This is a genomic window from Cryobacterium sp. GrIS_2_6 (genome assembly GCF_035984545.1).
Classification (GTDB): Bacteria; Actinomycetota; Actinomycetes; order Actinomycetales; family Microbacteriaceae; genus Cryobacterium.
Window position 1 is genome coordinate 1,304,008 of the sequence record NZ_JAXCHP010000001.1, and the last position, 22,487, is coordinate 1,326,494.

24 protein-coding genes are annotated in these 22,487 nt (G+C 67.0%); 11 read left to right on the forward strand and 13 right to left on the reverse strand.

Annotated features, from left to right (window positions below):
* The first annotated feature begins 18 nt into the window (after window positions 1-18).
* The 8 genes from RCH22_RS06590 to lnt all read left to right on the forward strand — a co-directional run bounded on the left by RCH22_RS06590 (window position 19) and on the right by lnt (window position 9,323).
* A complete protein-coding gene (locus RCH22_RS06590) occupies window positions 19-1,680 on the forward strand; it encodes a DUF222 domain-containing protein (protein WP_327013266.1) in 1,662 nt (553 codons plus the stop codon).
* Between the two features lie 81 nt (window positions 1,681-1,761).
* Window positions 1,762-2,790: a WYL domain-containing protein gene (locus RCH22_RS06595; RefSeq protein ID WP_327013267.1), complete on the forward strand. Its 1,029-nt coding sequence runs from the start codon at window positions 1,762-1,764 to the stop codon at window positions 2,788-2,790.
* Window positions 2,787-3,797 (forward strand): WYL domain-containing protein, encoded by a 1,011-nt coding sequence (locus RCH22_RS06600; protein ID WP_327013268.1) that lies wholly within the window; start codon window positions 2,787-2,789, stop codon window positions 3,795-3,797. The genes RCH22_RS06595 and RCH22_RS06600 overlap by 4 nt, the downstream gene beginning before the upstream one ends.
* 3 nt (window positions 3,798-3,800) lie before the next feature.
* A complete protein-coding gene (locus tag RCH22_RS06605; RefSeq protein WP_327013269.1) occupies window positions 3,801-4,163 on the forward strand; it encodes a hypothetical protein in 363 nt (120 codons plus the stop codon).
* The gene (tatA, locus tag RCH22_RS06610) at window positions 4,156-4,377 is read left to right on the forward strand and encodes a twin-arginine translocase TatA/TatE family subunit (protein WP_134446564.1); all 222 of its coding nucleotides are present in this window, start codon (window positions 4,156-4,158) and stop codon (window positions 4,375-4,377) included. The genes RCH22_RS06605 and tatA overlap by 8 nt, the downstream gene beginning before the upstream one ends.
* 47 nt (window positions 4,378-4,424) lie before the next feature.
* Window positions 4,425-5,177 carry a twin-arginine translocase subunit TatC gene (gene tatC, locus RCH22_RS06615; protein WP_327013270.1) on the forward strand — a complete coding sequence of 251 codons (753 nt, stop codon included), beginning with the start codon at window positions 4,425-4,427 and terminating at the stop codon, window positions 5,175-5,177.
* Between the two features lie 9 nt (window positions 5,178-5,186).
* Window positions 5,187-7,646, forward strand: coding sequence for a DEAD/DEAH box helicase (locus RCH22_RS06620; RefSeq protein ID WP_327013271.1), 2,460 nt, complete (start codon window positions 5,187-5,189; stop codon window positions 7,644-7,646).
* A 9-nt stretch (window positions 7,647-7,655) separates the two neighbouring features.
* Window positions 7,656-9,323, forward strand: coding sequence for an apolipoprotein N-acyltransferase (gene lnt / locus RCH22_RS06625; protein WP_327013272.1), 1,668 nt, complete (start codon window positions 7,656-7,658; stop codon window positions 9,321-9,323).
* A 13-nt stretch (window positions 9,324-9,336) separates the two neighbouring features.
* Here the strand turns inward: lnt and RCH22_RS06630 are convergent, their stop codons facing one another.
* From RCH22_RS06630 to RCH22_RS06645, 4 genes are all read right to left on the reverse strand, one after another.
* The gene (locus RCH22_RS06630; RefSeq protein WP_134446560.1) at window positions 9,337-9,702 is read right to left on the reverse strand and encodes an RNA polymerase-binding protein RbpA; all 366 of its coding nucleotides are present in this window, start codon (window positions 9,700-9,702) and stop codon (window positions 9,337-9,339) included.
* Window positions 9,703-9,841: 139 nt separating this feature from the next.
* Window positions 9,842-10,624, reverse strand: coding sequence for a glycerophosphodiester phosphodiesterase family protein (locus RCH22_RS06635; protein ID WP_327013273.1), 783 nt, complete (start codon window positions 10,622-10,624; stop codon window positions 9,842-9,844).
* Between the two features lie 4 nt (window positions 10,625-10,628).
* Complete coding sequence (locus tag RCH22_RS06640; protein ID WP_327013274.1) at window positions 10,629-11,645, reverse strand: SPFH domain-containing protein; 1,017 nt, start codon at window positions 11,643-11,645, stop codon at window positions 10,629-10,631.
* Window positions 11,642-12,112, reverse strand: coding sequence for an NfeD family protein (locus tag RCH22_RS06645; protein WP_327013275.1), 471 nt, complete (start codon window positions 12,110-12,112; stop codon window positions 11,642-11,644). Before RCH22_RS06645 ends, RCH22_RS06640 begins: the two co-directional genes overlap by 4 nt.
* 116 nt (window positions 12,113-12,228) lie before the next feature.
* On the opposite strand from RCH22_RS06645, the gene RCH22_RS06650 reads away from it, so the two are divergent.
* Window positions 12,229-12,993: an SDR family oxidoreductase gene (locus RCH22_RS06650; RefSeq protein WP_327013276.1), complete on the forward strand. Its 765-nt coding sequence runs from the start codon at window positions 12,229-12,231 to the stop codon at window positions 12,991-12,993.
* Window positions 12,994-12,998: 5 nt separating this feature from the next.
* Here the strand turns inward: RCH22_RS06650 and RCH22_RS06655 are convergent, their stop codons facing one another.
* Window positions 12,999-13,592, reverse strand: coding sequence for a DUF308 domain-containing protein (locus RCH22_RS06655; RefSeq protein ID WP_327013277.1), 594 nt, complete (start codon window positions 13,590-13,592; stop codon window positions 12,999-13,001).
* A 151-nt stretch (window positions 13,593-13,743) separates the two neighbouring features.
* Here RCH22_RS06655 and RCH22_RS06660 point away from each other — a divergent pair, with 151 nt between their 5' ends.
* Window positions 13,744-16,110 (forward strand): excinuclease ABC subunit UvrA, encoded by a 2,367-nt coding sequence (locus RCH22_RS06660; protein WP_327013278.1) that lies wholly within the window; start codon window positions 13,744-13,746, stop codon window positions 16,108-16,110.
* Between the two features lie 158 nt (window positions 16,111-16,268).
* Here the strand turns inward: RCH22_RS06660 and RCH22_RS06665 are convergent, their stop codons facing one another.
* The 5 genes from RCH22_RS06665 to RCH22_RS06685 form a co-directional block, all read right to left on the reverse strand.
* A complete protein-coding gene (locus RCH22_RS06665) occupies window positions 16,269-16,409 on the reverse strand; it encodes a hypothetical protein (protein WP_327013279.1) in 141 nt (46 codons plus the stop codon).
* Between the two features lie 106 nt (window positions 16,410-16,515).
* On the reverse strand, window positions 16,516-16,866 hold the full coding sequence (locus RCH22_RS06670; protein WP_327013280.1) for a hypothetical protein: 351 nt from the start codon (window positions 16,864-16,866) through the stop codon (window positions 16,516-16,518).
* Window positions 16,867-16,939: 73 nt separating this feature from the next.
* The gene (locus RCH22_RS06675; protein WP_327013281.1) at window positions 16,940-17,320 is read right to left on the reverse strand and encodes a hypothetical protein; all 381 of its coding nucleotides are present in this window, start codon (window positions 17,318-17,320) and stop codon (window positions 16,940-16,942) included.
* Between the two features lie 42 nt (window positions 17,321-17,362).
* Complete coding sequence (locus tag RCH22_RS06680) at window positions 17,363-17,626, reverse strand: hypothetical protein (RefSeq protein ID WP_327013282.1); 264 nt, start codon at window positions 17,624-17,626, stop codon at window positions 17,363-17,365.
* Between the two features lies 1 nt (window position 17,627).
* Window positions 17,628-18,248, reverse strand: a complete 621-nt coding sequence (locus RCH22_RS06685) for a helix-turn-helix domain-containing protein (RefSeq protein ID WP_327013283.1) — start codon at window positions 18,246-18,248, stop codon at window positions 17,628-17,630.
* A 135-nt stretch (window positions 18,249-18,383) separates the two neighbouring features.
* On the opposite strand from RCH22_RS06685, the gene RCH22_RS06690 reads away from it, so the two are divergent.
* Window positions 18,384-19,013 (forward strand): dihydrofolate reductase family protein, encoded by a 630-nt coding sequence (locus tag RCH22_RS06690; RefSeq protein ID WP_327013284.1) that lies wholly within the window; start codon window positions 18,384-18,386, stop codon window positions 19,011-19,013.
* Window position 19,014: 1 nt separating this feature from the next.
* On the opposite strand, the gene RCH22_RS06695 is transcribed toward RCH22_RS06690, so the two are convergent.
* From RCH22_RS06695 to RCH22_RS06705, 3 genes are read right to left on the reverse strand one after another with little or no spacing between them, the layout of a single operon-like run.
* The gene (locus tag RCH22_RS06695) at window positions 19,015-19,653 is read right to left on the reverse strand and encodes a hypothetical protein (RefSeq protein ID WP_327013285.1); all 639 of its coding nucleotides are present in this window, start codon (window positions 19,651-19,653) and stop codon (window positions 19,015-19,017) included.
* Window positions 19,640-21,214 (reverse strand): VWA domain-containing protein, encoded by a 1,575-nt coding sequence (locus RCH22_RS06700; protein ID WP_327013286.1) that lies wholly within the window; start codon window positions 21,212-21,214, stop codon window positions 19,640-19,642. The genes RCH22_RS06695 and RCH22_RS06700 overlap by 14 nt, the downstream gene beginning before the upstream one ends.
* 29 nt (window positions 21,215-21,243) lie before the next feature.
* Complete coding sequence (locus RCH22_RS06705; RefSeq protein WP_327013287.1) at window positions 21,244-22,485, reverse strand: toxic anion resistance protein; 1,242 nt, start codon at window positions 22,483-22,485, stop codon at window positions 21,244-21,246.
* Window positions 22,486-22,487 lie beyond the last annotated feature (2 nt).

Here is a 22,487-nt window from a genome sequence, read left to right on the forward strand (position 1 = left end):
TTGGGGTAGAATCGGGGTATGGCAGGAGCTTCGGATTCCCAGTCACACACCCCGCAGACACCCCGTTCCGGGGCCGCGGGTGATCAGCCCATCGTGGGTGTCGAGTCGGCCCATCCCGTGGCGGTTGCCGTGGGTTTCGAGGGCGCTGACGGTCTGGCCGGGTCGGTGCCATCGGTTCATGCGGATGCTGTCGCCCGGCTCGCCGAAGCCCAGGCCGCTCTGACAGAGGCCCTGGCGGCGATCCCGGTCGGGCTGCTCAGTGATGCGGAAGCGGTCGCTGCTCTGAAGGAAGTGGAGGCCATCGGGCGGACCGTGGATGCGGCCCGGGTGAACACCGCGACGGATGTGGACCGGCGGGCCCGGGTGCTCGGCCGCGAGGGTCTGGCCTGGCGGATGGGCTGCAAGGGTCCGTGGGATGTGCTCACCCGGGTGACGCGGGTCTCGGCCCGGGAGGTGAAGCGGCGCACGAAGCTCGGCGACGCGGTGTTGCCGCGGCCGTGCGGCGGGAGTAGCTGGTTGCCGCCGTTGTTCCCGACGGTCGGGGCCGCGCTGACCGCTGGGGAGATCGGTGTGGAGACGGCGGAGTTGATCGTGGAGGGGTTGCAGGTGATCAGTCACCGGGTGGCGCCGGATGACTTGTTGACGGCGGAGCGTGCCCTGGTCGCCACGGCGGCCGGGCTGATCACCCCGGAGACGGAGGATTTGGCCGGGGCAGGAGTGCCGGTGACCACGGACCTGATCCGGGGCATGGTCGCGCAGTGGCAGGCCATCCTCGACCCCGACGGGGTGCTCCCGCAGGAGGACGTGTTCGAGGCGAAGTCCAACATCGGCTTCGGACAACTCAAGAACGGCTTGTATCCGGTGAAGGGTGGGGTGACACCGGAATTGTTCGGGGTGATGAACACCCTCTTCGACGCTTTCCTGAGTTTCCACGCGCGCCCGGCGTTCCCCACCGCCGAGGAACAGGCCCTGATGGATTCGGGGCAGTTGGTCCCCGGCGCCGAGGCAGCGGACGGCGAGACCGACACGGGCCCGGATCTTGACGTGATCGAGGCGGAGCTGCGGGAGCGGCGCGCGGACACCCGCACGGGCGGGGAGAAACGCGCTGACATCCTGCAGGCGTTGTTCGAACACGCCGCCCGGGACACGGACACGCCCAGCATGGGCGGGTCGGCGCCGACGGTGATGGTGCACGTGAACGCGGCCGACCTCGCCTCCGGGATCGGGGTCGGGTGGATCGACGGGGTCGAAGCGCCGGTGTCGCTCAAGACGGTGCATCAGCGCATCTGTGACGGCGGCTTCCAAGGGGTCCTGTTCGGGGCGAACAACCAAGTCCTCAAGCTCGGTCCGGAACGGCGCTACTTCAACCGGGCCCAACGCCGGGCGATCACCGCCCGGGACGGCGGCTGCATCATCCCCGGGTGCAAAGCCCCGGCGCACTGGGCCGAGGTCCACCATGTGAAGCCGTGGGCCACCGGCGGCCCGACGAACGTGGACAACGGGGTGCTCCTGTGCTGGTTCCACCACCACACCATCGACACCTCGGGGTGGGAGATCCGCATGGTGAAAGGATCACCGCAAGTGCGGGCCCCCGGGTTGATCGACCCGCACCGGCTCTGGCGGCCACCGAACCGACACCGCGCCCACCAGGTCCTCACCGGACCACCCACACGCGACTGAACAGAGACCCGGGCAACGAGTCGCATCCGCTTCTCACCGCGCGACACGGGCGGGCCACCGGGGCTCGGTTAGACTCACGGGGTGTCGACCACCCCCGAACCGATCAACCGCGTCACGGTTGAAGAACGCCTGTTCAGCCTCGTGCTGGCCCTGATAGCGACGGAAATCGGCCTCACGAAGGCCGACATCCTCTCGACCGTTCAGGGCTACCGGCAGCGTTATGTGCACAGCGGCGACAATGCGAGCCTGGAACGGCAGTTCGAGCGGGACAAGGACGACATCCGCGAACTCGGAATCCCGCTCGAGACCGTCGAACAGCCCGACGATCCCGGCAACAACCGGTACCTGCGCTACCGGATCCCCAAGGGGCTCTACGAACTTCCGACCGACGTGTCCTTCTCCGGCGACGAGCTGATGCTGCTCAAGCTCGCCGCGACCGTGTGGCGAGAGGGATCGCTCTCGGCGGAGTCCCGGCGCGCCCTGACCAAGCTCAACGCGCTCGGCGGAGCGGACGGCGACCCCGTGCTCGGGTACGCCCCGACCCTCAGGGTCCGCGACGCGTCCTTCGAACCGCTCAGCAAGGCCATGGACCGCGCGCACGTGGTCTCCTTCCTCTACCTCAAGCCCGGCGAGGCGGCCCCCCGGCGCCGTCAGGTGGCGCCGCGCGCCGTCGTCCAGCACGAAAGCCGCTGGCACCTTTTCGGTACCGACCTCGACGCTGGTGCAACCCGCACGTTCCTGCTCTCCCGCATCGTCGGACCGGTCGTTGTCCTCCCCGACCTGGTCGCACCCGAATCCGGGCCGGACGCCGGCCAGACCGCCCTCGCCGAACTCGACGCGCTCTCCGCGGCCAACGTCGCAGAGATCGAGGTCCTCCCGGGCAGCGATGCCGCGGTGCGTCTCGGCAAACGGGCGGCGGATGCCTCCGGCGGCGCCCAGTCGACCGCGGCACTCGTCCTGCACTACACGGACCTCAACATCCTCGCGGACGAACTCTCCGGGTTCGGGCCCGAGGTCCTCGTGCTCTCCCCGCCGGCCCTCCGGGACGCCGTGCTCGACAGGTTGCTCCGCGTCCGCGACGCCCATGAGCCGCTCGAGGTGCGCTCATGAGCCCCCGAGTACCGCTCGGCGCCCCTGACAAGCTCACGTTCCTGCTCTCGCTCGTTCCCTATCTCATCGACCACGACGGCATCAGCGTCACGGACGTCGCCGCTCACTTCGGCGTCGCGCCTGAGCGGGTGCGCGACGCGGTCACCCTCATCGCCGTTTCCGGGGTGCCCGGAGACACGAGCCAGTACCTGCCCGGGGATCTCTTCGACATCGAGTGGGGCCAGTTCGAGGCCGACGACACGATCGTGCTGACCCACCTCGTGGCGATCGAGGACTCGCCACGGTTCTCCGCCCGCGAAGCGGCCGCGCTCATCGCCGGACTGCAGTACCTCTCCTCGCTTCCCGAGAACGCCGACCGGGATGCGATCTCATCCCTGATGGCCAAGCTCAGCCGAAGCGCCACCGCCGCGCCGAGCCAGCTCGCCGTATCCGCTCGTACCTCGGGAGAAGCCATCTCCCTCGTCCAGTCAGCACTGCGCTCCGGCGTCCAGGTCAGGTTCGACTACCTGAACGCCCGCGGCGGGCAGGAAGAACGCTACGTCGACCCGCTCCGCGTCGAATCCGTCGACCGGGACTGGTACCTGCGCGGCTGGTGCCACCTGCGCGGAGCCGTCCGGACGTTCCGGCTCGACCGGATGAGCGCCCTCACCGTCACCGATCGCCCCGTGACAAGCCGCACCGAGGAACTCGTCCTGCCGGACACCCTGTTCCAGGGCTCCGAATCCGACCTGGATGTTGTCGTCGAGCTCGCTGGCGGTGCGCTGCCGCTCCTGGGCGACTACCTCTCCGGCCGCCCGGTCCAGCACCTCGGGGGTGACCGGGTCAGGGCGACCCTGCGTGTCTCGCACTACCACGCACTCAAACGCCTCGTCGCGGGTCTCTCCGGGGTCGTCATCGTCGTCGAGCCCGCCGCCGCTCGCGAGATCGTGCGCGCGTGGGCGGATGCCGGTGCGGCGCGATATTCGGAGCCTGCGGCATCCAGTGCACCGGCAGGGCCGGGGGAGTAGCCGATGCCGTGGTGGAGTTGGGTGCTGATCTGGACCGGCCTGGTGCTGGTCCTCCTCGGGATGCTGGCATGGTTCGCCGTCACGCTCTTCCGGAAGCTGATGGCGCTCGCGGATGCGGTCGGCGCGCTCGGTGATCTTGTGAGCGAACTCGACACGGACCCGGCTGAGGAGACACGGCCGCCGCGGCGTCCTGCGATCTTCGAGAACGTGAACGAACTCGCCCTGACCGTCGACCTGCAACGCACCGCGCGTGAACGCTCCAGGCAGGAACGGCGGGATCGTCGGATCGCCAGAGGTAAGCTATTGCAACACGGCCCGATCGTTAGACCAGACCCACCGATGAAGAGGACACGCCCTCATGCTTAACAACCTGACCGGATGGCACTTCCTGATCATCCTTGTCATCGTTCTGCTGCTCTTCGGTGCGCCCAAGCTTCCCGCACTCGCGCGCAGCCTCGGCCAGTCGATGAAGATCTTCAAAAGTGAGATCCGCAGCGATGAGCCCGCTGAGACGAAGAGCGCACCGGGGACGGACTCCGCCCCGGGAGCCGACGCGCCCGATCCGACGACAAAGCCGTAACCTCCGTGCCTGGGCGCACTCCTCGGCGCACGAACTCCGACCGGAAGATGTCCCTCGGACAGCACCTGCTCGAGCTGCGGAAACGCCTCTTCCTCGCGGCCGCCGGAATTCTCGTCGGCGCCGTGATCGGCTATTTCCTGTCCGATTTCGTCTGGAACGCCCTCAGGGAGCCGATCTACACGATCGCGTCGGCACAGGGGCGCAGCGCGCAGCTGAACTACCCGGACATCACGAGCGCCTTCGACCTCAAGCTCAAGATCTCCGTCTACGTCGGAATCGTCATCTCGAGCCCGATGTGGCTCTACCAGGTCTTTGCCTTCCTGATGCCCGGACTGACCCGAACCGAGAAGCGCTACACCTTCGGCTTCTTTTTCACGGCGGTACCGCTGTTCCTGGCGGGCTGTGCCGCCGGCTTCTACGTCCTGCCACACGTCGTCGAACTCATGACGGGCTTCGCGCCTTCGCAGGACGCCGCGCTCATCACCGCTCAGAGCTATTTCGATTTCGTGCTCAAGCTCGTCGTCGCGATCGGGATCGCATTCGTGCTGCCCGTCTTCATCGTGCTGCTGAACTTCGCGGGCGTGATCAGTGCGACGTCGATCATCAAGTCCTGGCGGGTCGCCATCCTCGTGATCATCCTTTTCACCGCGATCGCGACCCCCGCCGCCGACGTCGTGTCGATGTTCCTCCTCGCCATCCCGATGGTGGTGCTGTACTTCGCCGCGTACGGGGTGGCCGTGCTGCACGACCGGCGTGCCGCCAGGCGCGTCCTCGCATTCGAACAGGAGCTGGCGCTCTAGGCGTCCACCATGACCTCTCTCCAGAACCCGGCCGAGCCGACGCCGGCCGAGCGCTTCGCAGCGGCCCGCGACCGGGCGAGCCGCCCCAGGCTCTCAGCTTTCCGCGCCGGACTCCGGTTCGACCTCGACCCGTTCCAGATCGCCGCCTGCGCCTCCCTCGAGGACGGCAACAGCGTTCTCGTGGCGGCACCGACCGGAGCGGGCAAGACCCTGATCGCGGAGTTCGCGATCTACCTCGCGATGAAGCAGTCGACCAAGAAGGTCTTCTACACCGCGCCGATGAAGGCGCTCAGCAACCAGAAGTTCCAGGAACTTGTCGCCGAGTATGGGGCAGACGAAGTCGGACTCCTCACCGGCGACACCAACGTGAACCCGCAGGCCCGGATCGTCGTCATGACGACAGAGGTGCTGCGCAACATGCTCTATGCGGACTCCGACCTGCTCACCAACCTCGCCTTCGTCGTGCTCGACGAAGTGCACTTCCTCGCCGACCGGTTCCGCGGCGCGGTCTGGGAAGAGGTCATCGTCCACCTGCCCCAGAACGTGCGGATGGTGTCGCTGAGCGCGACCGTGTCCAACGCGGAGGAGTTCGGCGACTGGCTGCAGGCCGTTCGCGGCGAGACCGACGTGATCGTCTCCGAGGAACGGCCGGTTCCGCTCGAGCAGCATGTGCTCGTCAAGAGCAAGATGCTCGACCTGTTCGACGCTGCGGGCGCCGCGGGAACGCACCGGGTGAACCCGGAACTGGTCCGTCTGGCCCAGGGAGCGGGCCGCGGGGTCTCCGTCCGCCAGGATGGCAGGCACGGGGGCAACCGCGGACGGTCGCAGCCGCCGCGGTCGACCTTCGAACCGGGCAGGATGGACCGCGCCGAGATCGTCCGGCTCCTCGGCGGCAAGCACCTGCTCCCAGCGATCTTCTTCATCTTCAGCAGGGTCGGCTGCGACCAGGCGGTCAACCAGGTCCTGCGGGCGGGCGTCCGCCTGACCGATGCCGCGGAACGGGCCGAGATCCGTGCGATCGTCGACGAACGCTGCCGCACCTTGCTCGACGAGGATCTCGGCGTGCTCGGCTACTTCGAATGGCTCGACGGTCTCGAACGCGGCGTTGCCGCCCACCACGCCGGCATGCTCCCCGCCTTCAAGGAGGTCGTCGAAGAACTCTTCCAGAAGAAGCTCGTCAAGGCGGTCTTCGCGACGGAGACCCTCGCCCTCGGGATCAACATGCCCGCGCGAACCGTCGTCCTCGACAAGCTCGAGAAGTTCAACGGCGAGGCCCGGGTTCCGATCACGCCGGGGGAGTACACCCAGCTCACCGGCCGCGCCGGCCGCCGCGGCATCGACGTCGAAGGCCACTCGGTCATCCAGTGGGCCTCAGGACTCGACCCGCAGACCGTCGCGTCGCTCGCCTCCCGGCGCACGTACCCGCTCAATTCGAGCTTCAAGCCGACCTACAACATGGCCGTGAACCTGATCGACCAGTTCGGCCGTGACCGCACCCGCACGGTCCTGGAATCCTCATTCGCCCAGTTCCAGGCCGACAGGGCCGTCGTCGACATGGCCAGGGCCGTCCGCCAGCAGGAGGAATCCCTCACGGGCTTCGCCGCCTCGATGGTGTGCCATCTCGGAGACTTCACCGAGTACTCGGCGATCCGCCGCCGGCTCACCGAGGTCGAACGCGAGACGCTCACGGGGGAGACCGGCGCCCGCGCGGCGAAGGAACGCCGGCAGCGTGAACTCGCGAGTCTCAGGAAGCGGCTGCGCGCGCATCCGTGCCATAACTGCCCCGAGCGCGAGTCTCACGCCCGCTGGGCGCAGCGGTGGTGGAAACTGCGTCGGGAAACGGATGCCCTCACCAAGCAGATCACGACCCGCACCGGCGCCGTCGCCCGCGTCTTCGACCGCGTCACCGAGGTCCTCCTCGGTTACGGCTACCTCCTCGAAGACCGGGACGGTGCGGTGACCCTGAGCGAGAGCGGCCTCATCCTCCGGCGGATCTATGCCGACAGGGACCTGCTCGTCGCCGAGTCCCTGCGCCGCGGCTTGTGGAACGACCTCGACCCGGCCGGACTCGCGGCGATGGCCTGCGCCCTCGTCTTCGAACCGAGACGCGAAGAGGGACTGATCGACGAGCGCTACCTGCCGCGGGGCCCATTCCGCGCAGCCCTGCACGACACCCAGGAGCTCTGGAGCCGTCTCGACGACCTCGAACGGGACCACCAGCTGCCTGGCAGTAACCCGCTCGCGGTCGGGCTCAGCCTCGCCATGTGGAAATGGGCCCGTGACGGCTCGCTCATCGAAGTCCTCGACGAGGCCGAAATGGCCGCGGGGGACTTCGTGCGCTGGACCAAGCAGACCATCGACCTCCTTGACCAGCTGTCCGTCGTCGCCGATGCCCCGGTCGGCGCGACCGCCCGGATCGCGCTCGACGCCATTCGACGCGGCATCGTCGCATACTCGTCGTTTGCCTAGGCCGTGCAGGTGAGCGTCGTGCAGGTGAGCGTCGCCCCGGTGAACCGTGTCGACGTAGAGGTGAACCGCGTCGGGAGGACCGCGGACCGCGGGGACTTCCGCCTGCCGCTCCCGGCCGCCCTGGTGCTGGCCGCGGGCGCGGGCGCCATCCTCGATGGCGGCTTCCCCGACCGCTCCTGGTGGATCCTCGCTCCGGTCGGCGTGCTGCTGATGTTTCTCGCCCTGCTCGGCCGCCGACCGGGACCGGCGCTACTGGTCGGCATGGTCGCCGGACTGTCGTTCTGGCTGATCCACATCAGCTGGATCACCCTCTACCTCGGCCCGGTGCCCTGGCTCGCGCTCGGCGGACTCGAGGCGATCTTCTTCGGCGTCGGGCTGTGGCTCATCGCCGTGGTCCTCAACCGCGGACCTCTGGCCTGGCCGACCCGATGGGGACGCCTGGGTATGGTTCCGCTGGTCGTGGCCGCCCTCTGGACGGCGCGTGAGGCGATTTCCGCGGTCTGGCCGTATGGCGGCTTCGCCTGGGGCCGCGTGGCGATCTCGCAGTCGGAGAGTCCGTTTGCCGGCCTCGTCGCCTGGGTCGGGATGTCCGGGCTCAGCTTCCTGATGGTCTGGCTGAGTGCGGTCGCGCTGCAGCTGCTGCGTGAGGTCGGCTCGGGGGTGCTGGCCAGGTGGACCGTGCTCACGGCATCCGTCGCCCTGCTCCTCGTCGTGCCGGCGGTGTCCATCGCCCAGTCGGGGGAGGCCAGGATCGCCGCCGTCCAGGGCGCTTCCGATGCCGGGCTCTTTGCGCGGTATTCGCCGGGGCAGATCCTCGCCGACCACACCTCCGCAACCCTCCCGCTGGTCGGGCAGCCTGTCGACTTCGTCGTGTGGCCGGAGAACGGCAGTGACATCGACCCGACCCGGTCGCAGGACGCCGCCGACGTCCTCAACTACGTGAGCCGCGCGATGATGGCCCCACTCATCACGGGGACGATCACTTACCGGGACGGCAAGTACTACAACACGAGCCTGCTCTGGAAGGCGGGGGAGGGCGTCACAGCGCTCTACGACAAGGTCCACCCGGTACCATTCGCGGAGTACATGCCTGATCGGGCATTTTGGCGCCCCTTTGCCCCGGATCTGATCGACCTTATCTCGCGGGACTACCAGCTCGGCACCCAGCCGAACGTCTTCGACGTGAACGGGATCCTGGCCGGCATCGCCATCTGCTTCGACATCGCAGACGACCAGCTCGTTCACCAGATGATCGACTCCGGGGCCACGGTCATCCTGGCGCAGACCAACAACGCCGACTTCGGGCACACGGAAGAGAGCGTCCAGCAGCTCGCGATCGCCCGGCTGCGCGCCATCGAGGCCGGGCGCACCGTCGTCAATATTTCGACGGTCGGGTCGAGCGCCATCATCGCGCCCGACGGCCACACGATGGACAGCCTGCCGACGTGGGTCCCCGGCGCCATGGTGCAGACCGTTCCGCTCAGCACGACGCTGACCCCCGCGATGGTTGCCGGGCGGGACGTCGAGTGGCTTGTCTCCGGGCTCGGCCTCGCGGGGCTTGTCTTCTGTCTGTTCTTCGCACCGTCCGCCCGGAGCGACGCACGCCGGCGTGCAGCGGTGGCATCGATCCGGCCGGTTAACGCAGAACGCACCCGACGGAATCGGGTGCGTGCGTAGTGTCTGCTCGGTGTCAGGCGCCGATCTTCTGCTGGCCGCGACGTGCGCGGAGGAACGCGAGGCGCTCCTGCAGCAGTTCCTCGAGCTCCGGACGGGTGCGACGTTCCAGGAGCATGTCCCAGTGTGTGCGCGGTACCTTCTCGGCCGAGTGATCGACGATGACGGGCTTGGAATCGACGAGCCGGGTGGCCGTCTGGGAACAGAACCGGCATTCCCACTCGTCGGGGGCTTCCGCCTCCGCCGAAAAGATCATCACCGTCTCTCGTGAGCACGTTGCACACAGGTATGTGTGACTAACTCGTGGTGAAAAGGTTACGCCCTCTTCGCTTTGAAGGCTTTGTGCGCCCAACCTCATGCCACGCAAACTGCGATCCGCCATTGTGTGGTCTCCTCTCGCGATGCAACTCTCAGTTATAAACCGTCAAGCTGGGCGTTATCTTTCCGTTATGCCCCTACTCGGTGATAACTCTCAGTTTCGGAAGTATGATTTATGGCCAGCCGGGCGTGTCGCGGGCTGTTCAGCGGTCGATTCCACGGTCGGATCTGCGGTTGACCAGCGCGGCGGCGAGGTCGGGTCGGTCGGTGACAAGGCCGTCGACGCCAGTGTCCAGCAGTCGTTCCATGGCGGTGGGGTCGTTGACCGTCCAGACGTGGACCTCGACGCCCGCCGAGTGGACGGCCCTCACGAAGTGAGGTGTCACCACTGGCAGCACGGAGGCCTTCTCCGGAACCTGGACCGCAACGCATCCGTTGAGAACGCGTCGCAGCAGCGCCCTGTTCCCGAGCCGCGCGGCGACAACGGACCGAGCCACCACCGGTGCGGAAGCGCTCGACGCGACGCCGGGAAGGAGCCGGAGCGTCTTCCTGCGGCGTTCCTCGGAGAACGAGGTCACCAGGACCCGCCCGGTTGCGCCCGCGGCAAGGACGGCGGCCGCCGTCGCGGCGATAGCGCCCTCGGATTTCACGTCGAGGTTGAACCGCGCCTCCGGGAAGGCGTCGAGGGCTTCCGTGAGTGAGGAGAAGGATTGGCCGTAGCCGAGATCGATCCGTTGCAGTTCGGCGATACGCAGCTCCTCGAGCGGGATGTCCAACTCGGGCAGGGCCAGACGCGCGTCATGACTGAGCACGGCGACCCCGTCGCGGGAGGCGTGCACGTCGGTCTCCAGGTGGGTCGCGCCATTCTCGAGCGCGTGCCGGAAGGCGAGGACCGTGTTCTCGGGGGCGTTCAGTGCGAGGCCGCGGTGGGCGAAAATGCGCGGGGGCGACCCGGCCAGGAATGCAGGGGAGCCGCCCGAGACCACGGGGCTACCCCTCTGCGGCGTGCGAGCCGGCCGGTGCGTCGGCGGGAATCTCCGCGGACGGCCCGGCGGACGCGGGTGCGGCAGCCGGGGGAGCGGCGGCTGGGGCGGTGGTGGAATCGGCGACGGGCCGCTCGCCGAAAGCGCGGCCGATGCCCTTCATCGCCTCGGTGAGTTCGCTCGGCACGATCCACAGCTTGTTCGCGCTGCCCTCCGCGAGCTTCGGCAGGGTCATCAGGTATTGGTACGCGAGGAGTTTCGGGTCGGGGTCGCCCTCGTGGATCGCCCTGAACACGGTCGTGATCGCCTCGGCCTCGCCCTGGGCCCGGAGCACGGCCGCCTTCGCGTCGCCCTCCGCGGAGAGGATGGCTGCCTGTCGGGCGCCCTCCGCCGTGAGGATGGCGGACTGCTTGGTGCCCTCTGCGGTCAGGATCAGCGCGCGACGGTCACGCTCGGCGCGCATCTGCTTCTCCATCGAGTCCTGAATGGAGTGCGGCGGATCGATGGCCTTGAGCTCGACCCTGCCGACCCGGATGCCCCACTTGCCCGTTGCTTCGTCGAGGACGATGCGGAGCTGGCCGTTGATGTTGTCACGGCTCGTAAGAGCTTCCTCGAGGTTCAGCCCGCCGACGACGTTACGGAGGGTCGTTGTCGTGAGCAGTTCGACCGCGCCCAGGTAGTTGGCGATCTCATACGTCGCAGCCCGGGCATCCGTCACCTGGAAGTACACGACCGTGTCGATCGACACGACGAGGTTGTCCTCGGTGATCACGGGCTGCGGGGGAAAGGAGACGACCTGCTCACGAAGATCGATGAGGGGCCGGAGCCGGTCGACGAACGGGATCAGGATGTTGAGGCCAGGCATGAGCGTCTTGTGATAGCGCCCGAGGCGTTCCACGACGCCGGCCCTGGCCTGAGGAATGATACGGATGGATTTCGCGAGGGTGACGATCACGAAGATGACAAGGGCCGCGACGAAGGCCACAACGATCACCTGCACGACAACCTGGGTCGGATCATTCATGAAATGTTCCTTTCTGCGGGGATGACCACTGCGGTCGCTCCGTCGATGGCGATGACGATGACGCGCTCGCCCGCCGTAAAAACGGCCGGCTCGACGAGGGGAGAGAAGCGCGCAGTCCAGGTCTCACCGTTCGCGAGGCGCACCTGGGCGAGGGCCCCGGTCGAGCTCACGATGTGACCGTCCTGGCCGAGGAGGGCGTCGACGTTGCTGAGGGTCGGGTCGCCACCTCGTTTGAGCACCCGGAGCAGGGGCGGGCGGATGCCGAGCAGCAGCACCATGGACAGGAGCGCCGCGATCACGAGCTGGCCCCACCACGGCACACCGAACAGGCCGGAAATCAGGCCGCCGAGGCTGCCGAGGGAGATCATCAGGAACGTGAGGTCAAGAGTGACCATCTCGATCGTGATGAAGATCAGTATGAGCACCAGCCAGACAACCCACGCGTAATTCGCAGCGAATACGTCCATAGTGACCCTCCCCATTGTGTTCCCCTTCTCAAACTAGCAGGTGTGCCGACCCGGGCGGGGTCGGGGTTCTTGGTAAGGTCGTCTGCTAGACCCAGTTCGTTATTTGAGGAGTTCGTGTGACCAACCCACTTGCCGCAGGTTCACTGAACGGACAGCGTGTCCTCGTCACCGGCTCTTCCCGGGGCGTGGGAGCCGCGACCGTCGGAATCTTCGCGGAAGCCGGAGCGAGTGTCGTCATCAACTTCCGCAACAAGGAGGCGCGGGCGATCAAAGTCGCGGACGCCATCCGCGCGGCCGGCGGCACGGCCATCACCGCGGGCGCCGACCTCACCGATGAGGCCTCGGTCGCAGCCATGATCGAAACCATCCGCGCGGAATACGGCGGACTCGACATCCTCGTGATGAATGCCTCTGGCGGCATGGAAACCGGGATGGCCCCCGACTACGCGATGAAGCTCAACCGGGATGCCCAGCTCAACCTGCTCGCGGCCGCTCGCCCCCTGCTGGGCGCCGGTGCCAGGGTCGTGTTCGTCACGAGCCACCAGGCGCACTTCTTCGAGACAGCCCCGACCATGCCCGAGTACGTGCCGGTCGCACGGAGTAAGCGTGCGGGTGAGGACGCGCTGCGCGCGCTCATCCCCGAACTCGACTCCGACGGCATCGGTTTTGTCGTGGTCTCCGGAGACATCATCGAGGGCACCGTCACGGCGACGCTCCTCGAGCGTTCGAGCCCCGGAACCATGAGCGCCCGCAAGGTCGCCGCCGGGCGCCTGTACAACGTGAGCGAATTCGCCGCAGAGGTGGCCCTCGCCGCCGTCGAGCCGGTTCCCGCCAGCAACACCCGGTACGTCGGCGACACCACCGACATGGTCACCGACTAGCGAGGTCAGTCTGTGACGCTGGTGCGCGCGCCGCGTCCGAGCGTGAACGACACAATCAGCTGGACCAGGCCGGACACGATCAGGAACACCCCGCCGACGATGACGAGCACGCCGAGGGAGTTCACGGGGGAGAGCAGCACCACGATTCCGGCCACGGTGCTGATCACCGCGAAGAGGATGCCGAACCACCTGCTCGAGTCCGACGCCGTTTCGACGAGCGCCGCAACACCCTCGATCAGCCACGAGATCCCGATGACCATGCCGAGCACGGCGATGGTCCCGATCGGATTGCGAATCGCGATGACGCCGGCGACGAGCAGCAGCACACCGAGCAGGATGTTCAGCACCCGGACGCCTGCGCCGCCGCCGGCCATGACGATGCCCCGAACGATCCGGACGATTCCGCCGATCAGGAAGTAGAGGCCGAAAAGGACGGCCATGATGTTGAGCGTCGCGCCAGACCAGACCAGGATCATCACGCCGAGCACGATGGCGACGACCCCGCCCACGGCCATGGCGGTTCGCATCGTGGTCAGTTCGGGCTTGCTCAGGCGGCTCGGGTCCACCGTGAGATCGAATTCGGTGACGGGGTGAGACATTATTGCGCTCCTCGGACTCGAAAAACTACTGGGGACGCGTGGGCGTCTGGTTCGGCCACCCAGACTGTAGCGAGGACGGCCCCTGACGCGCAATGGTCGCCGGGGGAGTTCACCCCCGGCGACCATTGCGCGATGCTGGTTGAATGGAGCCATGATGAGCCTTCCTCTGCACGCCGCCGACATCCACGATCTGATTCGGGTTCAGGGCGCGAGGGAGAACAACCTCAAGAACGTCACCATCGACATCCCGAAACGTCGCTTGACGGTGTTCACCGGCGTCTCCGGGTCGGGAAAGAGTTCCCTCGTGTTCAGTACGATCGCCGCCGAGTCTCAGCGGATGATCAACGAGACGTACAGCGCCTTCCTGCAGGGCTTCATGCCGACCCTCGCGCGGCCGGACGTCGACGTGCTCGAGGGGCTCACGACCGCGATCATCGTCGACCAGGAGCGAATGGGCGCCAATTCCCGGTCAACGGTCGGAACCGCGACCGACGCGAACGCGCTGCTGCGCATCCTCTTCAGCCGGCTGGGCCAGCCGCACATCGGCTCGCCGCAGGCGTACTCCTTCAACGTCGCCTCGATCAGCGGGGCGGGCGCGGTCACGCTCGAGCGGGCGGGCAAGACCGTGAAGGAACGGCGCAGTTTCACGATCACCGGCGGCATGTGCCCCCGGTGCGAGGGCATGGGCACGGTCAACGACATCGACCTCACCCAGCTCTATGACGCTTCCAAATCGCTCAACGAAGGTGCGCTCACGATTCCCGGCTACACCCCGGACGGCTGGGGTGTGCGGATCTTCACGGGGTCGGGCTTCCTCGACGCGGACAAGCCGATCCGCGACTACAGCGCGCAGGAGCTCGAGGACTTCCTGTACCGGGAACCGACCAAGGTGAAAGTGGGGGATATCAACATGACCTACGACGGCCTTGTCCCCAAGGTCCAGAAGGCGTTCCTCTCGAAGGACCGCGAGGCGATGCAGCCGCACATCCGCGTGTTCGTGGACCGCGCTGTCACGTTCACGACCTGCCCGGAGTGCGGTGGCACCCGTCTCAGTGCGGCAGCCCGGTCCTCCACGATCTCAGGACTCAGCATCGCGGAGGCCTGCTCCCTTCAGATCAGCGACCTGGCCGGGTGGGTTCGCACTCTCGACGAACCCTCCGTGTTGCCGCTCCTGACCGCGCTGCGCCAGCTCCTCGATTCCTTCGTCGAGATCGGACTGGGCTACCTCTCCCTCGACCGGCCGGCCGGCACCCTCTCTGGCGGTGAAGCCCAGCGCACCAAGATGATCCGGCACCTGGGATCCTCGCTGACCGACGTCACCTACGTCTTCGACGAACCCACCATCGGGTTGCACCCCCATGACATCGAACGGATGAACACGTTGCTGCTGCAGCTGCGGGACAAGGGGAACACGGTGCTCGTCGTCGAGCACAAGCCGGAGACGATCGTGATCGCCGACCACGTCGTCGACCTCGGCCCTGGCGCGGGAACGGCCGGCGGCACGGTCTGCTTCGAGGGCACCGTCGAGGAACTCCGCTCCAGCGGTACCCTCACCGGTCGTCATTTCGACGACCGCTCCGCCCTCAAGGACACCGTGCGCACGCCAACGGGGGCGCTCGAGATCCGCGGCGCGACGAAGAACAACCTGCAGGGCGTCGACGTCGACATCCCGCTCGGCGTGCTCGTCGTGCTGACCGGGGTGGCCGGGTCGGGAAAGAGTTCGCTCGTGCACGGGTGCATCCCGGCAGGGGCGGAGGTGGTGTCGATCGACCAGGGTGGCATCCGGGGTTCCCGGCGCAGCAACCCCGCCACGTACACCGGAATGCTCGAGCCGATCCGCAAGGCCTTCGCCAAGGCCAACGGAGTCAAGCCTGCGCTGTTCAGTTCCAACTCCGAGGGCGCCTGCGCCAATTGCAACGGGGCAGGCGTCATCTACACCGACCTCGGCGTGATGGCCACCGTAGCGACGACCTGCGAGGTCTGCGAGGGCAAGCGGTTTGAGGCATCCGTGCTCGACTACCACCTCGGCGGGCGCGACATCAGCGAGGTCCTCGCCATGTCGGTCACCGAGGCCGAAAGCTTCTTTGGTTCGGGGGAGGCGCGCACGCCCGCCGCTCACGCGATCCTCGTCCGGCTGGCCGATGTCGGACTCGGCTATCTCGGCCTGGGCCAGCCGCTGACGACCCTGTCCGGGGGCGAACGGCAGCGGCTCAAGCTCGCAAGCCAGATGTCCGAGAAAGGCGACATCTACGTCCTGGACGAACCGACCACCGGCCTCCACCTCGCCGACGTCGAGCAGCTTCTCGGCCTGCTCGACCGCCTGGTCGACTCCGGCAAGTCCGTCATCGTCGTCGAACATCACCAGGCGGTCATGGCACACGCCGACTGGATCATCGACCTCGGCCCCGGTGCTGGCCACGACGGCGGACGGATCGTCTTCGAAGGAACACCCGCCGATCTTGTCGCCGCCCGGTCGACGCTCACCGGCCAGTTCCTCGCGGCGTACGTCGGCGCCTGACCGGGCCGTCCGGCTCCGGGACCGTCGGACAGAATTCGACGCAACAACGCCGACGCAACAACGCCGACGCAACAACGCCGACGAAAGAACGCCGATATGGGGCACCCGTCAATGACCGATAATGCACATTATGTCAGTTTTGAGTTGTGGCAGCCACGTCAGGCCGGAGGCTCCCAGAGCTCGATCGGGAGTTCCTCGGGATCGTGGATGCGGGCGAAGCGGCCGTAGTCGGTGGTATCCCACTCGGTTCGACGCTCGACGTGGGCTCCTCGCTGCCGTGAGCCGTGCGGTGAGCCCATCGAGTTCCGTCACACGAAGGTTGAGCATGAACGATCGTTTCTCTGAGAAATAGTCGCCTTCGGAGGAACAGCCCGCCGATACCCGTCACTGCCATGGTTCGCTCCCCTACCCGGTTCCACGGATGAGCTGCGTCAGGAGTGTCGCGGCGACCTCGTTACCCTCGTCGGCGAGACGGCTGAGTTCGTCGATGTCCTCCCGCGCCGCGGCGAACTGGGCCAGCTTGTCTGCCGCCAGTTCGTTTCCGGCGCCGACCAGGCGGCGCAACTCGTCGATGTCGCCGCGCTCCCCTGCGAGCTGCGCGAGCTTCTCGCCGGCGAGTTCGTTGCCGGAATCCACCAGCTCGCGCAGTTCGGCCAGGTCGTCGCGCGTCGCCGCGAGTTCAGCGAGCCGGTTCACGGCCTCTTCATTGCCCTCCGCGGCCAAGCGGCGGAGGGTGGCCAGGTCCATTGCGCTCATGCTGCCACGGTAGCGCGCGAGGGACACGGTTTCCAGAGGTCCGACTTCCCAGGACGTGATTTCCCGACCGGCGTCAGCCATACAGGGCGTCGAGCCAGGTCTTCCAGTCCTCGGGAAGGCCTGCGCTCCCGATGTTGCCGAACCGGTGCACGGTCAGCCCGACGACAGCACCGAAGGCGTTCCGACCGAAGAATCGGTAGAGAGCGTCGGCCGTGCGGAGGCCGATGAAGTGCTCGGCGTTCCAGTCGACGCTTGCCGTTCCAGCCGGAACTCCGGGCAGGGCGACGGTGACGGTCTCCCCCACGGCCGACGCGGGAGTCAAACCGAGTGCGCCCCGGAGCGTCTCGAATCCCTCTGGCCCGCCAGAGGCCTCAGGGCCCTGGACATCGGCGAAGACGGCACTGCGGCCGGCGAAGTGCTCGAGGTACTCGGACAGGGTGTGCAGGTAGAACACGGTGTGCTTGCTCGCGCTGTCGTACTGGTTGTCCCAGTCGTCCTAGATGACGCCGCTGTGCACGCAGCGGAGGAAGGAATGCCCACCCGGACGCGGTTCGATGACCTGTTCGAGCTGGTTGAACCAGCCGTCGGGTCCCTCCATCCGATTCACGTGATGGGTTGGGCGCTCCGAGACGAGGTCGACCCCGGGCATGTCGTCCGTCGGGAACAGCCACGCCGCCGTGTTCTGGGTGATGGCGTCCCACATCTGCTCAGGATCGCCGGGGAACTCCCCCTCGACGACGATCTCGAAGTCCTTGCTCATTTCAGTTCCCCCTGTCTGCAGGTGTACGCGGTTCTTCCGGGTTCCTGGTGATGCTCGGGTGCAGCGCGACGACGAGCCGGTGGGCGCGGCCACCGGGGGCATGTGGCGCGTCATAACGCGCGACGAGCTCTGCGATCCTGAGGGCGAGTTCGGCGCTGAAATCGGCGCGATCGGCCGCAGATGCGAAGCGCAGTTCGCTGTCGATCGTGAACGTCGCGACGGGGCGGTGCGCGCGCGCCGCCCGGTCGAGCAGGGTGCCGACCTCCTGAACGAGCCGGGCGGCAACCGCGAGCATCCAGCGCGCAGAGAATTCATTCACGCCACGCCGCGGATCGGGAGCCACTCCCCCGAGCGCGGATGGCGAGATCACGAATGACTGTGCCGTCGCCCGCATCACCCGCTCGGTCATGTTCCCCTTGCGGCGCTCGGCGACGAGTTCGATGAGACCGTGGCGTTCCAGTTCGCGCAAGTGATAGTTGACCTTCTGGCGCGGCAGGCCGAGCCTGGCCGCCAGCGTCGTAGCCGAACCGGGTTCGCCGAGCGCGGCGAGCAATCGGCTACGCGTGGGCTCGAGTGACGCGGCCGCCGCTCCGGCGGTGTCGATGACGGCGACTTCAAGCATGCGACCAGCCTTCCACCGACAATATTTTTTGTCAAGAGATTGGAGGACGGTCTGGATCAAGGCGGCATGTGTTGTCCCGCGAATTAGGAGATTCGGCATCGGGCAGTAAGTTTGCAGACGGAGGAAAGGATTTCGATGAGCAGAATCGTGGTCACCAACAGTGTGACCCTCGATGGCGTGATGCAGGCGCCCGGCCGGGCGAACGAGGATCGCCGGGACGGCTTCGACCTCGGCGGCTGGGCTCAGCCCTATGCCGACTCGGTGATGGGCAGCGTCATGGCCGCGGGAATCGGCGATGCCGGCGCCCTGCTCTTCGGACGCAAGACGTACGCGGATTTCGCCTCGATCTGGCCGGCGATGACCCTGGAGAACCCGTATACCGAGGTGATCAACAACATCCCGAAGTACGTGGCGTCAATGACCCTCCCCGGCCCCCTGACCTGGAACAACTCGATCCTGCTGAGCGGTGAAGCGACGACGACCGTCGCGGAACTGCGCCAGCAGCCCGGCAAGGACATCGTGATCCTCGGCAGTGGCGAGCTCGTGCGTGCGCTGATGCGCTGGGGCCTGATCGACCAGTACACGCTCCTGATCCACCCGTTGGTGCTCGGCACCGGTCGACGCCTCTTCCCGGACGGTGGCCCCTCGGCATCCCTCGACCTCATCGACAGCACGACGACGAGCACGGGTGTCATCATCGCGACCTATCGCCCAGCGGCCCCCGTCGCACCGGCGCCGCCGGTCCCCCTGCCCGGGCTCGCCTGAATTAGAGGTCCAGTTCGGATCGGCCGAATTTCTCGCGCAAGAAACGACTCTGGTCTTCGAGCGCCGCGAGGTCTTTGGCGTACAGCGCGGTGCGGATGCTATCGCTCTCCGTCTCGAGGATGTCCAACTGCTCGATCAGTTCGTCCTGAGCCGTCTTCTTCCCGCCGACCCGGCTCGCGATCGCAAAGCTCCGCGGCAGGTTCAGGAACCGCTGGATCGACGTGGGCAGGTAGTCGAGGATCATCTGCTCGACCGTGTGAGCCTGATCGGCCGCTTCGTTCAGGTCCGTCCAGCGGGCGATGACCTGATCGAGGGCATCCAGGATTCGGGCGAGCCTTGAGGTCGCTTCGTCCGGCAGGCGGCGGTTCTCCGCCGTCATCGATCTCCTCAGCACGGCCAACTGGGCAGCAAGGTCCGCGGCTGACGCCACGCCCCCGTTTCCATGCAGTGGTCCCGGCCGCAGGTCGACCCTGTCGCGCGGGGCGCCGAGCGCGCCGACCGCGTACATCGCGACGACGACAACGGGCCACAGCGGACCGAGGCCGACGGCGACGTGCGCGCCGAGGGTCGCGATGCCCAGTACCGAGCCCACGATGTTCTTCGTGGAGGCGAGCCACCGCGACACGCTACTGGTACCCACGAATGTCCTGGAATGCGCTCGACAGGTCGCCGTTCAGGGCGTCGAAGGCCTGCCCGCCCGTGAGCTTCGCCACGCTCGTGAGCTCGTCGACGTTGCCATTGCCGAAGAGCACGACGTAGGTCGCGATGGACCGGGTATCCGCATCCTGGGCCGCGTAGTAGTCCGCGAAGTCCTTCGCCGTTGCACCGTCGGTGTTCTCGCCATCGGTCATGAGCACGATCGAGACGAAGGTGTCCGGCCGTTCGGCCTTCTGCTTCCGCGCGAGGGCATACGCCCGTTCCAGCGAGGCATAGATCGCCGTGCCGCCGTCTGCGGAGAGTCCATCCGCCACATCGCGAATCCGTTGCAGGGCCTCGGTCTTGTCCGCCTGTGGCACGTCGACAATCGTCGGGGCATCCGGGGCGGTGCTGAACGGGATCAGGGTCACGCGCTCACGGTTGCGGAACGCGGCAAAACCGCCCGTCGTCGAGGAATCTGCCCCGGCGAGGTTCTTGAGCGCCTTTTGGAGCGCGGTGAGCCGCTCCCCCGCCATCGACCCGGAGGTATCGAGCACGAAGAGCGTCTGCGCGGGTGCCCTCACCGTGTCGAGGTAGGTCTCGATCAGGGTATTGGCGACGTCCAGTGTGTTCGGGAATGGAGTCTCGAAAAGGATGCCGGCCGGGAAGGCCGAACCGGTGTCGGTCCCGGGAACGCCTGGCCGACGGTGGGTCTCCGACACGATTCGTTTCTGTACGGCGTCCGTGGTCAGCCAGGCCGTCAGGGTGTCGAAGAGTGGACGCTTGCCCGTGTCGGCCGAGGCCAGCAGGGTGAGCGGATAGTCGCTCGTGACCACCCCGTCGGTCGGCCGGACGATCGTGAGCGGTGCAGCCGTGCTGTCGAGACCGAGGAGTACGGACTCGTAATTGATGACGCCGTCGACGAGGGTGGGGTCTGCGAGGAACTTGTCCGCGAGGAAGCCGGAGGACCCGGCGGTCAGTTTCTGCCCGGAGAAGAACCGGGTCAGCTCAGGACCGACCGCAGTGACGTCCGCATCGGTGAGCGCGGTTCCCGTTCCGGACAGAGCCGTTGCGACCGCCACGAGGGCACTGAACCCAGAGTTCGAGGCCGCGGGATTGGTCATGCCATACGTGAATTCACCGTCGGCAGCGGCGGTGGCGAGGTCCGACCAGGTCGGCGGGGCGGAGTCCCAGCCGAGCCGCGCCGCCACTGCGGGCCGAAGCCCGAGGACTACCGGGGAGCTCATGATCTTGACGCTCGAGGAGACGGCCTTGGCTGCCCCGGGAAGCAGCGACAGGTATCGGTTGTTCGGGAACCACGTCGCGTCGTAGCGGCCGGCCGCACGACCGGATGCAACGAGTTCCGTGCCGGCGAGGGTGCCGGTGTAGTCGAAGACCACCCGGATTCCCTTGTCCGCTGCCGCGGACTCCAGGATCGGAGCCATGTCCTTGACCTCGCTGCCCGCAAGGACCCTAAGAATCGTGGCGTCGTTGGGCAAGCCGTCCTGCTCGTTCGGCTGCGCAACGGTGCAGCCCGCCAGCAGCAGCGCCGCGACCGCGACCACGCCGCAACTCCTCAGGAGGCGACGCATGCTCAGTGGGCTTCCGGCCGCGCTCGCTCGAGGTATGCGGTTGCCTCGGCCAGGCGGGTCTGAAGGGTGTCGACCGTCTGGGCCATCGTCGCGACGGCCTTGAGCTTGTAGCTGTCCAGGGCATCCATGGTCTCGTAGATGTTCTGGAAGGCCGTTTCCAACGATTCGAGGCTGATGGTGGCGGATGCCGACTGCTCGCTGATGGCAACAGACTGGGTCTTGAGCATTTGCGAGGTCGAGGCGATCAGGTTCGAGGTCGTCGTGTTGAGGGCGGTGATCTGGTCGAGGACGAGCTTCTGGTTGGCCAGCGCCTGTGCCACGATCACGGCCGTGCGCAGGGCGGAGATGGTCGTCGTCGTTGCCCGTTCGACGCCCTTGATGAGTTCGACATTGTTCTTCCGCACGACGTCGAGGGCGAGGTAGCCCTGGGCGCTCACGGCAAGCTGGGTGAGCAGGTCCTGGTGCTTCTGGCGGATCGTGAAGAGGAGATCGCTCATGAGCGCGTCGGCCCTGGCCGGGTCGGTCATCCTGACTCTGTCGATCTGCTCCACGAGTTGGGTGTCGAGTGCGCTCGTGAGGAGGGCGTACTCCTGCAGGCGATTCATCGTCTCCCAGAGCCGTACCTTTTCCCCCTCGACCGCCGCATTGTCTTTGAGGAGGGCGTCCTGGCCGTTCTGAAGCGAGTGGATGATCTTGTTGAGCTGGCTCTGTGCAGAGGCGTACCGGGCGAAATAGCTGCGGAGCTTGTCCCGGAACGGGATCAGGTTCAGGAGGAACTGGGCAACCCCGCCGTCGGCATTGGACGGGTCAAGGTCTTCGATGGTTCCGCGCAGTTCGACGAGTGTGCTGGCGACGCGCCGTTGCGCGTCGGCCTCGTCGCCTTTTCCGCGCGCGGCGGCAAGCGCTGCGACCGGGCGCTGGAGCATCCGGTTGCTGGCCTCGGACGCGGCCCGGATCTCGTCCCGGCCCATCTGGGCCACGTCTGAGATCTTCTTCTGGAATTCCGGGGCCGAGGGATCGCGGTCGATGAGGTCGGCGACGAAGGCTCTGGCGCGTCCGGAGAGTTCCTCAGTGCGGGCGTCGTTGATCGGCATCATCGCGCTGGCCTGGGTGCCGCCGATGTCCGGGACAGCGTTCGGCGGCACGAGCACAAGTCCGGTGTCGACGCGCGGTGCTGTCGTCGCAGCGGCGGCCGGCCTCTCGCCCGGTGTGGGAGTGCTCAGATCGAGGGATGAGTCTGCCATGG